The organism is Pseudorhodoplanes sinuspersici (genome assembly GCF_002119765.1).
Classification (GTDB): Bacteria; Pseudomonadota; Alphaproteobacteria; order Rhizobiales; family Xanthobacteraceae; genus Pseudorhodoplanes; species Pseudorhodoplanes sinuspersici.
On the sequence record NZ_CP021112.1, the window covers coordinates 90,925 to 103,616 of the forward strand.

The 12,692-nt window shown below is 61.2% G+C and carries 9 protein-coding genes; 4 read left to right on the forward strand and 5 right to left on the reverse strand.

Going from position 1 to position 12,692, the window contains the following annotated elements; genetic code table 11:
* Positions 1-187: 187 nt before the first annotated feature.
* On the reverse strand, positions 188-1,426 hold the full coding sequence (locus CAK95_RS00460) for an MFS transporter (RefSeq protein WP_086086035.1): 1,239 nt from the start codon (positions 1,424-1,426) through the stop codon (positions 188-190).
* Complete coding sequence (locus CAK95_RS00465) at positions 1,423-2,676, reverse strand: MFS transporter (RefSeq protein ID WP_086086036.1); 1,254 nt, start codon at positions 2,674-2,676, stop codon at positions 1,423-1,425. The genes CAK95_RS00460 and CAK95_RS00465 overlap by 4 nt, the downstream gene beginning before the upstream one ends.
* A 99-nt stretch (positions 2,677-2,775) precedes the next feature.
* On the opposite strand from CAK95_RS00465, the gene CAK95_RS00470 reads away from it, so the two are divergent.
* The 3 genes from CAK95_RS00470 (at position 2,776) to nadC (ending at position 5,900) form a co-directional block, all read left to right on the forward strand.
* Complete coding sequence (locus CAK95_RS00470; RefSeq protein ID WP_086086037.1) at positions 2,776-3,726, forward strand: LysR family transcriptional regulator; 951 nt, start codon at positions 2,776-2,778, stop codon at positions 3,724-3,726.
* Positions 3,727-3,847: 121 nt separating this feature from the next.
* Positions 3,848-4,966: a quinolinate synthase NadA gene (gene nadA, locus CAK95_RS00475; RefSeq protein ID WP_086086038.1), complete on the forward strand. Its 1,119-nt coding sequence runs from the start codon at positions 3,848-3,850 to the stop codon at positions 4,964-4,966.
* A gap of 10 nt (positions 4,967-4,976) precedes the next feature.
* Positions 4,977-5,900: a carboxylating nicotinate-nucleotide diphosphorylase gene (gene nadC / locus CAK95_RS00480; RefSeq protein WP_086086039.1), complete on the forward strand. Its 924-nt coding sequence runs from the start codon at positions 4,977-4,979 to the stop codon at positions 5,898-5,900.
* A 41-nt stretch (positions 5,901-5,941) separates the two neighbouring features.
* Here the strand turns inward: nadC and CAK95_RS29750 are convergent, their stop codons facing one another.
* The 3 genes from CAK95_RS29750 to CAK95_RS00495 all read right to left on the reverse strand — a co-directional run bounded on the left by CAK95_RS29750 (position 5,942) and on the right by CAK95_RS00495 (position 10,990).
* On the reverse strand, positions 5,942-7,663 hold the full coding sequence (locus tag CAK95_RS29750; protein ID WP_245303574.1) for a cell wall hydrolase: 1,722 nt from the start codon (positions 7,661-7,663) through the stop codon (positions 5,942-5,944).
* A gap of 311 nt (positions 7,664-7,974) precedes the next feature.
* Entirely contained in the window at positions 7,975-8,943 is a 969-nt protein-coding gene (locus tag CAK95_RS00490) for a TAXI family TRAP transporter solute-binding subunit (RefSeq protein ID WP_086086040.1), read from the reverse strand.
* Between the two features lie 25 nt (positions 8,944-8,968).
* Complete coding sequence (locus CAK95_RS00495; protein WP_086086041.1) at positions 8,969-10,990, reverse strand: TRAP transporter permease; 2,022 nt, start codon at positions 10,988-10,990, stop codon at positions 8,969-8,971.
* 231 nt (positions 10,991-11,221) lie between these two features.
* On the opposite strand from CAK95_RS00495, the gene CAK95_RS00500 reads away from it, so the two are divergent.
* On the forward strand, positions 11,222-12,586 hold the full coding sequence (locus CAK95_RS00500; protein WP_086086042.1) for a PAS-domain containing protein: 1,365 nt from the start codon (positions 11,222-11,224) through the stop codon (positions 12,584-12,586).
* Positions 12,587-12,692: the final 106 nt, after the last annotated feature.

Consider the following 12,692-nt stretch of genomic DNA (forward strand, 5'->3'; position numbering starts at 1 on the left):
CCATATGGCACAATCTCATCTCCGTCATCCTGAGGCGGCCGCATCGCTGGCAAGTTTACGCCGCCAGCGTAAACTTGTCGGCGTGCGGCCCTCGAAGGATGCACGGCCAGTATGCGGGCCGTCGCCCTTCGAGGCTCGCTACACTCGCACCTCAGGGTGACGGAGCAAGAGAGGTGTCTGCCAATCTCTACGCAGCCGACGCAGCCGCGACCCTTGCAACCGGCTGTTCCTTGATCGGCAGATTGATCACTCCCGCTAAAATGCCAAGAAGAATTGCGAGCCACCAGATCGGATCGTAGGAGCCGCTGCGCTCGAACACCACACCGCCAAGCCAGACGCCGAGAAACCCGCCGACCTGATGGCTGAAAAACGCAAAGCCCGCGAGCATGGTCAGCCAGCGCGTGCCGAACATCACCACCACCAGCGCATTGGTCGGCGGAACGGTCGATAGCCACAGCAATCCCATCACCGCCCCGAAGACGAGCGAGCTTGCAACGCTGACCGGCAGCATGATGTAGATCACGATCGCGATCGAGCGCAGGAAATAGATCCCCGACAGCAGATAACGCTTGGGCATCCTGTTGCTGAGATAACCGGCGCTGATCGATCCGATGATATTGAACAAGCCGACGGTACCGATGGTGTAAGCGCCGATATCGGCGGACAATCCGCGATCCACGAGATAGGCCGGCAGATGCACGGTGATGAAGAAGATCTGGAAGCCGCAGGTGAAGAAGCCGAGCACGAGATAAATATAACTCGGATGAACCAGCGCTTCACGCAAAGCCGCCGGCGCCGATTGCAGCGCCGCCTGCTGGGCAGGCGTTATCGTTTCGGCCGGCTTGGCCAGCGCAAGCGACAGCGGCATGATCGCCAGCACCACCGCAGCAAAGATCAACAGCGTCGTGTGCCAATCGAAAGTGGCATTCAGCGCGACGGCGAGCGGCGAAAACAGGAATTGTCCGAATGAGCCTGCGGCGGTGCCGAAGCCGAACGACAAGGAGCGCCATTTCGGCTCCAGCAGCTTGCCGAATGCGCCGATCACCACGGTGAAGGACGAGCCGGCAAGCCCGAACCCGATCAGCACACCGGCGGAGAGATACATTTCACCTGGCGTCGTCGCAAATGTCATCCAGGCAAAGCCGATGGCGTAGAGCAGCGCGCCCAAACTGAGCACCAGCACCGGGCCGAAGCGATCGGCAATCGCGCCAATGAATGGCTGCGCCGCACCCCAGAGCAGCATCTGCAATGCAAGCGCCAGCGCGAACACATCGCGCCCCCAGCCATTGGCGGCCGACATCGGTGTCAAAAACAGACCGAGCGTCGAACGCGGTCCGAAGCCGAGCATGGCGATCAACGATCCGCAGACAAGAATGAGCGGGACCGATTGCCAGGCGGCCCGCCGAATGGCCGGTGTTGCTGTCATGACGATGATCCGGCTGCTGCGGTGCGCTCGACCGGCTTCTCGACGATTGGCAGATTGATGATCGCGGACGCGACGCCAAAGGCGATCGACAGCATCCAGACGAGATCGTAGGAGCCGGTATATTCAAAGGCGAGCCCGCCCAGCCACACGCCAAGGAAACCGCCGACCTGGTGGCTGAAGAAGGCGAAGCCGAACAGCATCGCCAGCCAGCGCGTTCCGAACATCAGCGCGACCAGTCCCGATGTCGGCGGCACGGTCGAGAGCCAGGTGAGACCGGTGGAGACACCGAAGATCAACGCAGACGTCGTCGACAATGGCAGCGCGATGAACAGCGCAATCGATACGGCGCGCGCGAAATACAACGCCGCGAGGAGATAGCGCTTGGGCATTCTGTTGCCGAGCCATCCGGCCGTGAGCGAACCGACGATATTGAACAGGCCGATCACCGCGAGCACCCAGCCGCCGACCTGAACCGACAAGCCGCGATCAATCAGATAGGCCGGCAGATGCGCGGTGATGAACGCGAGCTGGAAACCGCAGGTGAAGAAACCCAGCACCAGCAGAACATAGGAGCGATGGCCGAAGGCTTCCGACAAGGCGTGCCGGATCGATTGCGGTGCGTCGGCGACGGCGCCTGATGCCGCGGCTTTCGTGGCCGGTGGCGTCGCCAGCACGATCGAGAATGGCAGGATAATCAGGACCGCTGCCGCGAACGCAAACAGCGCAAAGGACCAGCCATAGTTGCTGATCAGCGCAGCGCCGAGCGGCGCGAACAAGAACTGGCCAAAGGAGCCCGCCGCCGTGCCGGCGCCAAAGGCGGTCGAGCGCATATGCTCCGGCACCAGCTTGCCCAAAGCGGCGACGACAAGATTGAACGAGCAGCCCGACAGACCAAAACCGATCAGCACGCCGGTTGTGATGTTGAACGACAGCGGTGTGGTCGAATAGGCCATCAGCACCAGGCCAAGCGCATAGAGCAAGGCGCCGCCGCACATCACCCGCACCATGCCGAAACGATCGGCAATGGCGCCGGCGAATGGCTGCCCGACACCCCACAACAGATTCTGCAACGCGAAGGCGAGCGCGAAGACATCGCGTCCCCAGCCATTGGCATCGCTGATCGGCTGCATGAACAGGCCGGTCGCCGAGCGCGGTCCGAACGCAATCAGCGAGATGACGCAACCGGACAGGATGACGATCAGCGGCGTGCGCCACGACGGCGTAGCGGACGGGGTAACCGGCATGGGCATATCGTTTTTGTTTCCGTGAGCCTGACAGGGCTTGCAAGCTAACAGCCCGATCATCATAATAAAAATGAATTATCGTGATTGTCGTTATGAGCAAAACGCATGAACATTGACGATGTCCGGGCCTTTGTTGCTGTTGTCGATAACGGCTCGGTGGGCAAAGCGGCGCTTCGCCTGAATGTCACCCAGCCGGCTATCACCCGCCGCGTACAGCGGCTGGAAGAGACGCTCGGTCTCGTGCTGCTCGATCGCGATTCAAAACCCGCCAAACCCAGCCGCGTCGGCGAGAATATCTATCAGCGCTGTCTCGCTGTGCTTCGCGCCACCGACGAACTGACCGCGGCAACAGCGGCCTCCCCGGCCCTGCCGCTTCGTGTCGGCCTCAGCTACGCGATTTCCGAATGCGTGTTTGCGGCGGCATTGGAAGCCGTGCGCGAATATCAGCCCGACCTCAAGCTTCATCTGGTCGCTGGTGCAAGTCCGGAACTCCAGGATTGCGTTTCGAACGGCACACTTGATGCGGCTGTGGTTGTATCCAAGAGCGGCTACTCCCCGCACGGTCCGCATGTCACGGCGATCGGTGAAGAGCGGGTCGCGGTCGTGGCCGCAAAATCATCCGGGCTGCCGGCGAAGGCCAAGATGGCCGACCTCGCCGGACAGTCCTGGATCATCAATCCCAATGGCTGCGGATTCCGGTCCCAACTCGAGCGAGCGTTGACCGCCGTCGGCAGCCCTCTGAACGTGATTGCCGAGACCTGGGGCAATTCGCTGCAGCTTGCCATGGTGGCACGCGGTGACGGTCTCGCGCTTGTGCCGGAGCGCATGGTCCAAACCTCGGCTTATCGTGACCGGTTGCAGGTCATCCAGATCCGCGGCTTTGAGCCTAAAGTCGCTGTTTCGATGGTCCGCGGCGAGGTGCCAAGCACCTTTTCCGGCGCCCTCGACATCATGACCGCGGCGGTTAAGTCCGTCCTCACGGCAACTGTGCCGGGCAAAAAACGCACGACTGAACCGCTCACGCGCTCTGGCGTTGCCACCCATCCGGTGCTATAGTTGTTTTGCTCCAATTGAGGATAATTGGAGATTTTAGGAACTGAATGAACCGGCGTCTCGCGCGCCGGCTGTTTTCGTACCCAAATATGCTCATAATGAGCATAATTATGAGGAGGCTGTCATGCCGCTTCTTGAATTGCGAGGGCCGGAAAGCCTTCACCCCGCAGGCGAGCGCGCACTCGCCGACATGCCGATCCCGACCGGATCGGATGCCGCAGCGCGCAAGCACGGCGTGCTGCCGATGCCCAAGCTGACATGGAACGAAGAGGTCGCGCGCGAGACCGCGCATCTCTACGAGCGCATCAAAACCATTGTGCCCGCCGTCGAATGGCCGGTCTTTGCGCCCTATGTCAAAGCGATCAACGACCTGAAGCGCGAGCGCAATGCCGTGATCCTGGCGCACAATTATCAGACGCCGGAAATCTACAATTGCGTCGCCGATTTCGTCGGCGACTCGCTGCAGCTTGCGCGCGAAGCCGCCAAAGTGAAAGCCGACGTCATCGTGCAGGGCGGCGTGCATTTCATGGCCGAGACCTCAAAGATTCTCAGTCCCGAAAAGACCGTGCTGATCCCTGACATGCGCGCCGGCTGTTCGCTCGCGCAGGCGATCACCGGTGAGGACGTGCGGCTGCTGCGCGAGCGTTATCCCGGCGTGCCGGTCGTCGTTTACGTGAACACGTCTGCCGAAGTGAAGGCGGAGAGCGATATCTGCTGCACGTCATCGAATGCTTTGCAGGTGGTCGAGAGCCTTGGCACCGACACGGTGATTTTCCTGCCCGATCAGTATCTCGCCAAATACGTCGCCTCGCAGACCAAGGTGAAGATCATCGCCTGGCAAGGTGCCTGCGAGGTGCATGAGCGTTTCACCGGCGACGAGTTGCGCGTGTATCGCGAAAGCGACCCGAGCCTGCAGATCATCGCGCATCCGGAATGCCCGCCGGATGTGATCGCCGAAGCCGATTTCACCGGCTCAACCGCACACATGATCGACTGGGTGCGCAACAATAAACCGAAGCGCGTCGTGATGGTCACCGAATGTTCGATGGCCGACAATGTGCAGGCGGAACTGCCGGACATCGAATTCGTGCGGCCGTGCAATCTCTGTCCGCACATGAAGCGCATCACGCTGCCGAAGATCCTCGAAAGCCTCGTCTACATGCAAGAGGAAGTCGTGGTCGATCCGGTCATTGCCGAAAACGCGCGCCGCTCGGTCGAGCGCATGATCAATCTGAAGAATTAAAGGAAACGCCATGCTCCAATCGTTACGCGGCAAGGATGTGGAACGCACGAGCGCAGCATCGCTCTATTGCCCCGACGCTTTCATCTCTCCACTGGAGATCGAGGATGTGGTGACGCGGGCTCTCGCCGAAGATCTCGGCCGCGCCGGCGACGTCACGTCTGTTGCAACGGTGCCGGAAGATGCGCAGGCCCACGCCATCGTGATCGCACGTGCGGCCGGCCATATCGCCGGACTGCCGGTTGTCGAAAGCGTGATGCGCCGTCTTGCACCGGATGCGCGGATCGTCGCCCATGCGCGCGATGGCGATGCGGTGTCAGCGAAAACCTCTCTGATGACCGTGACCGGCAATGCGCGCGCTGTGCTGGCGGCCGAACGCACGGCCTTGAACTTCATCGGCCTCCTGTCCGGCGTTGCGACAGCAACGGCGTCACTGGTGACGAAAGTCGCCGGCACCAACGCACGCATCGTCTGCACCCGCAAGACCACGCCGGGTCTGCGCGCGTTGCAGAAATATGCCGTGCGATGCGGCGGCGGCTTCAATCACCGGTTCGGCCTCGACGATGCGGTGCTGATCAAGGACAATCATATCGCCGTAGCGGGCGGCATCCGCCCTGCCCTCGAACGCGCGAAATCAGTCGTCGGCCATCTGGTGAAGATCGAGATCGAGGTCGACAATCTCGATCAGCTTCGCGAGGTCCTCGCCACCGGTCAAAATACGCCACTGGCCGATGTGCTGCTGGTCGATAATTTCACCGTGCCGATGCTGAAAGAGGCGGTGGCGCTGGTCGGCGGCAGGATGGTGATTGAAGCCTCCGGTGGCATCACCTACGACAACGTGGCGGAGATCGCGACAACCGGCGTCGATTACATCTCGTCCGGCGCAATCACGCATTCGGCGCCCAATCTCGATATCGCACTGGATATCGAGATTTAATCAGGACCTGTGGCGTGCAATTGAACCGTATAGATTCATAATCACCCACCGGGTTTGATTTCTTCGACCGGATCGAAGATCGATCGCCGAACGATCGGCTGTGCTTCGATGCGTTTGTCGTCCGGGCTCTTTTCAGACGGCTTCTGCGGCGTGATCGAGCCGGTCACGTCCAGCCTGTCGCCCCAGACCGGAATGTCCTCGCCCTCACCCCAACGCCGCGGCCGGTAAAAGACGTGGATGCCAAGCTTGGTGTGTTTGGTCATCGTGCGCACCCACCACGGCCTCACATAGGTCGCGTGATAGTGGGTCGCCTTGCCGACTTCCGGCAGCCAGAACTTTCCATCGAGCGCATCGCGCGCGATACGGCTGGCCGTCTCCCAGGCCGCCGGTTCGCGTACCACGTCGCGGTGATTGTCGCAGGCGAAGGTGAACTGGCAGGCCAGATGCCGATGCGCGTTCTGATAAACGACGTCGCAGACATTGCCGGGATAATACCCGGTAAAGGCGCGATTGAGCACGACCTGCGCCACCGCCATCTGACCGCGCTCGACTTCGCCCCGCGCTTCGAAATAGATCGCGTTGGCGAGACATTTCTCGTGCTTTGCGCGCGAGGCGCCCGACAGATTGAGCCGCTCTGCCGGCGTGCGCGGACGGTGGCCTTCGCCAGTGACTTCGCCTTTCGGCGCCACGGTTTCACCCGCCGTTTCCGCATCGATCGCGGCATCCGGCAACGGATCGGCCGCAGCGCGCTTGATTTCGGGATCGACATGCGGTGCGGCGAGCACCGTCGGTACTTCATCCCGCTCCCATGGCTGTATGCTGCCCTGACCGAAGCCGATGGCATGCGTGCCGAAAAACAATGTTGTCTGCTTTTCCGGCTGCGCAAACTGGACGAGGGCATCGACGACGCGATCGCCGTCATCGACACCGGGCGCTAGTTCCGCAGGCGCTTCGGTCTTGGCCTCTGCGATCGGCGCAGGCGCGGGAGCCGCGACCACGATCGGCCCATGGACATCAGCGCGGCCGGATTCCAGATCTGCCGTTTCCGTGTTCAGTTGCGGTGCCGATTGCTCTCGCCCAGCGGCAACGCGCGGCTCACTGGCATCGGGCTGCTGCTGCATCGTGGCATCAGCCGTTTCCTCGTTGGCCGGAGGAACGGCATCGGCTGCGGTTTCGTCTGGCGCATCGGCCGCCTGCAATGCGGACCCAGCAATGCGCGTCGCCCGCTCGATCGAGACAATTGCGGTCACGGCGCGATCCAATGCCGTATCAGCGGGGCTCGTCACTGAGGGAACAGCCCTGTCGCCCTTGCGTGCAGCGGTGGGTCGCAGTGCATCCGATGGCGAGGTTGCGACCGGCTGCGATGGAGCGGTCAGGCTTGCCTGATCCTTCTCGCCCGAGGCGCTCGGCTCTGGCGGCACCGTGGCCGGCTCGACGGGCGGCTTACGGATGACGGTGAGGCGATCGCCCTTCTTGCTGCGATCGACCCGCGGGAAATCATAGGCCGGGCGACGCGTCACCGTTTCGATCGGTGCCTGAAGCGAGACCGAACCCGTGATCTCGAGCGCGCCCGGATCGAGACTCGCAAGCTGCGTGAAATAAGGATCGGGGATGGCCGCCCCCATCGGCCGGGGAAAGCTGAAGGTCGCGGCGTGAATGGTGCCAAAAGCGGACGTGCGGATGTGCTGACGCCAGCGCTCCGTCACCGCCGGCTGACGCGCAATCAAGGCCGCAAGGTCCTGGTAGCCGATCGAGGTCGGCATCAGGACCGAAGCACACAGAACGAGGCCGAAGGCTCTTCGAGAAGTGCTCTTCGGCCTCCTACGCGACGCTTTCATACACACGCTCACGCAACGCAACTGATACGCAACACAGACCCTCACGGGGCAACGGCCGCGCGATGTCCGTAAATTTGTCGGATTATCGTTGCGATCGGGTTAACTATGAGCCGGCGGCGAAAAGCACCGAGATCGTAAACAATTGGTCAACACCAAATAAAACGGCCCCGCATGAACGGGGCCGCTCTAGCAAGAGAATTCACTCTCCGAATGTGTTCAGATAAGCCGTCCGGCCGCTACATCTTCGCACCTTGCTCCTTGAAGTATTTCTCCGCGCCCGGATGCCACGGGATCGTGGTGTTCTTGTTGTTCTGCGTCTCAAGCGAGATCGCCCTCGCCTCGCCATGCGCCAAGGCGACTTCGCCACGCTTTTCGTAAAGTGTTTTCACGATGTCATAGACCGTCTTTTCCGGAGTCTTGGCATCGGCAACAAGGATGTTCTGTACCACCGCGATCTTGTTGTCCTTGTCCTGACCCGGATAGGTCTTGGCCGGAATGACGCCGTCGCTGTAAATGCCGCCATACTTGGCGTTCATCTTTTCGACCACGTCGGAATGATCGATCAGCTTCAGTTTGACGCCAGGTGTCGCACCAAGGTCGGTAACGGCGGACGTCGGCAGTCCGCCAACCCAGAAATAAGCGTCGATCTTGCCGTCCTTCAGCGCGTTTGTTGACTCGGCCGCACCGAGGCGTTCGCGCTTCATGTCCTTGTCGCGATCAAGTCCGGCGGCTTCGATCACCCGGAACGCCATCACTTCCGTCGCGCCGCCCGGCGAGCCGGTAGAAACGCGCTTGCCTTTCAGATCGGCCATCTTTTCGATGCCCCTGCCTTCGACGGTCACGACATGCATGCGGTTCGGATACAGCACCATCAGGGTGCGCACATCGACCGGATTGCCTTTGAACTTGTCGACGCCCTTCAGGGCGTCGCGCGCGGCATCCACCATCGTGAACGCAACTTCGCTCTGGCCGGACCCGACGAGCTTGAGATTGTCGACCGAACCGCCGGTCACGCGCGCCGTCGCCTGTATACCCGGCAGGTGTTTGGACAGCACATTGGCCATGCCGCCGCCCATCGGATAATAAACACCGCCCGTTCCGCCGGTCGCAATTGCGATATTCGTCTGCTGCGCGACGGCGGCGCCGCTAAAAATGGCGGCGCTCAAGACAACGCCGGCCAGGATCAATCCATTCCGTTTCGACATTCCATATCCTCCCGTTTTACGCTGCTTATTTATTGCTGCCTGACGCCGGAATTGGCGGCGCTGCCGGTTGCAGACGCTGTTTCAACAATACAATGGCAAACAGAACGGCGCCAACGCTCGCGGTGTAACTGATGTCGCGGCCAATGATCGCTTCCGCGAGTGCCTCTAGCAGACTTGGAAACACCAGCAGCAAGCCAGCGAGCACCAGCAGCACGCGCTCCGGCGCCGTTGTGCGGCGGAATGCCCAGCCTTGCGCCGCGCAAGCCAGTGCACCAAGACCAACCGCCGCTTTCAGCGTGATTAGCACGATATCGACCCAGCTTCCGTCAGCCGGAAGCTTTAGCAACAGCCCCAGCCCCTGCGGATCGAGCACGAACACGAACGGCACAAGGAAGGCCGGCAATGTGTATTTCCACGCCTGCAGTGTGGTCTTGTAAGGATCGCCGCCGGTGATCGCGGCCGCCGCGAACGGCGATAACGCCGTCGGCGGCGAGACTTCGGACAAGACCGAATAATAGAAGATGAACATGTGCGCGGCGACATCCGGCACGCCGAGCTTGATCATCGCTGGGGCTGCGATCACAGCACAGATAATGTAAGAAGCGGTCACCGGCACGGCGAGCCCGATGACCCACACAATCAACGCGGTGTAGATGGCCGTCAGCAGCAGGCTGCCGCCGGCATAGTCGATGACGATCGACGAGAATTTCAAGCCGAGGCCGGTGAGCGTGACGACGCCGACGATAATTCCGGCGGTGGCGCAGGTCGTCGCAGCCGTGAGGGTCTGGATCGAGCCATCCTTCAGTGCTGTCACAAGCTTCTTCGGCATCATCGCCGTTTCGCGGGTGAGGAAGCTCATCAGGAAGACCATGCCGGTAGCGTACAGCACCGATGTCGTCGGTGAGTAGCCCCACAGCATGAACACAACGATGGAGATCAGCGAGACGAAATGAAACCAGTAACGCCGCGACAGCTCACCCAGCGAATGCTCGGGCACATAAGGCTCGCCGCGCACGCCGTAGCGTTTCGCATCGAGCTCGACCATGAAGAACAGCGACAGATAATAGAGAATGGTCGGGATCACCGCCATCCAGATCACATCGAGATAGCCGATCTTCAAAAACTCGGCGATCAGGAAGGCAGCGGCGCCGAGCACAGGCGGCGAGATGATGGCGCCAAGGCCGCCGGCTGCAAGCAATCCGCCAGCGGCGTTCTTGTCGAAACCGGCCTTCTTCATCATCGGATAGGCTACAGCGCCGATCGAAACGGTCGTTGCAACGCCGGAACCGGACGGGCCGCCAAGCAGAAAGGAGGACAAGACGACGGTGCGGCCGGCGGCATTGGGCTTGTTACCCATCAGTGTCATCGAGAAATCGATGAAGAATTTGCCAGCACCGGAATGCTGCAGGAAGGCACCGAAGATCGTGAACAAAACGATCAAGGTCGCCGAAACATCGACTGGCACGCCAAAAATGCCTTCGAGCGTGATGAACAGATGTCCGACCAGCGCATCGAAGCCATAGCCGCGGTGATTCCATGGCTGCGGCAGATAAGGCCCCGCCAGCGCGTAAGCGATGAACAGCAATGAGATGAAGGGCACGATCCAGCCGATGGTGCGGCGCGTCGCTTCGATCAACAGGACGATGAAGATGACACCGAGAACAACATCGGTGTGATTGGGCAATGTTGCCCGGTCGGTGAAATCCTCGCCGCCGACAATCGCGTAAATGAGAATGCCGACACAGGTCAGACCGGCGATGACATCCCACCAGCGGATGCGATCGCGAAAGCGCGACGCCATCGGGAACAGCAGGAAGGCCAGCAGAAGCACGAAGGCGACGTGCGTGTAGCGCAGTTCCTGCGTCGGCACGATCTCGTAGGCCGCGTAGAGGTGGAACAGCGACATCGCTACCGCGATGCAGGTGACGATAAGACCGGCCGTGCCGGTGAGCCTGTTGGTGGCGCCCTCGTCCTGCTCGATGAATTCCTCGGCCTTGCGCAGGCTTTCGGCTTCGATCGCGTCCTGTCCGGACCCTTGCCCGGACATCTGCTCGGAATCCGCCCTTGGTTCCCCTGCCATCGGCCTCCCCAACGCATTTTTGTTGGGCCGTTCATTGGACATCGCGGGTCCATGACGACACCTTGGCGGCAACGCTAACACGCGAAAACAAGGCCGAATACCCTCCTCAGACGGCCTTCCCACATCGAGAAAAGATTCTGTTAACCGTGCGGAAAGTCGCAAAGGGTAAGACAATCCCGCCTTGTCGTGGGGGATACAATGCTGGACACCTTAGCCGGGACCGAACTCGGCACGATGGGACATACGGCCTTACTGACGCTGACGGTTCTCCTGGCCGGCCTGCTGCTCATGCTGACAGGTGCCTATCTTCGGCTGCGACGACAAAATGCAAGACTGATGCTGGCGTTGAGCAATACGCCGCAAGGCCTGTGCATGTGGGATGGGGCCGGGCGGCTCCTGATCTGCAACGAACGCTATGTCAGCATGTATGGCATGTCGCCGGAGATCGTGCGACCGGGCATGACCTTGCGCGAAATTTTGAAGCATCGCGCCGAGATCGGAAATTTCAGCGACGATCCGGACCAATACATTACCAATATCAAAAAACGCATCGCCTCCGGCAAGGGAGGCATCACCAATGTCACGTCCGTCAAAGGTCGCGTCATCGCCGTGACCGAGCAACCGATGCCGGACGGCAGCTGGGTGGCGACGCATCAGGACGTCACCGAACAGCAGAAGCTCGAGCAGGAGCGCGCGACACACGCGGTGGAAGAGCAGCGCCGGGCGCTGATCGAAAGCGCGATCACCTCTTTCCGCGGCAGCATGGACAGCGTTCTTCGCACCGTGAACGAGAGCGCCGCCACGATGAAGCTGACGGCGAGTTCGTTGTTCGCCGCCTCTGGTCAGACCTCGCAACGCGCCGAGAGCGCGGTGCAGGCTTCGAACGAAGCCTCCACCAATGTCGCCACGGCAGCGACCGCAGCCGACGAAATGGCCTCATCGATCGGCGAGATCAGCCGCCAGCTTGTGCAAACGACGGATGTAGTCCGTCATGCCGTGCGCGAGGCGCAATCGACCAACGAGAGTATCAAGGGCCTCGCCGACGCGGCGCAGAAAATCGGCGATGTTGTCGAACTGATCCGCACCATTGCCGGTCAGACCAATCTGCTGGCGCTCAACGCGACTATCGAAGCGGCGCGGGCTGGCGAATCCGGACGCGGCTTTGCCGTCGTTGCTTCGGAGGTGAAATCGCTTGCCGTGCAGACGGCAAAAGCGACCGAGGACATTTCCAGTCAGATCCTGTCGGTGCAGGCCTCCACCGGCAATGCGGTCGAAGCGATTGCCCGCATCACCGGGCGGATGCAGGAGATCGAGAAATTCTCGTCAGCGGTGGCGGCCGCCGTCGAGCAGCAGAATGCCGTCACCGGCGAGATTTCGCATAACGTGTCGAGTGCGGCGAATGGCACGAGCGACATCGTCGCCGTGCTCGATCAGGTCGCCCGCGCCGCGACCGACACGCGCAGCACCGCCGAGACCGTGCTCAGCTCTTCCGACGCGGTCGAGCAGGCGGTGACAAATATGCGGACCGAGGTTGAGAGCTTTTTGAAGAAAGTGGCGGTGTAAGCAGCTGTCATTCCGGGGCGCGAGCAAAGCTCGCGAACCCGGAATCCAGAGCCAAACAAGACATGGATTCCGGGCTCGCCGCTGCGCGGCGCCCCGGAATGACCAA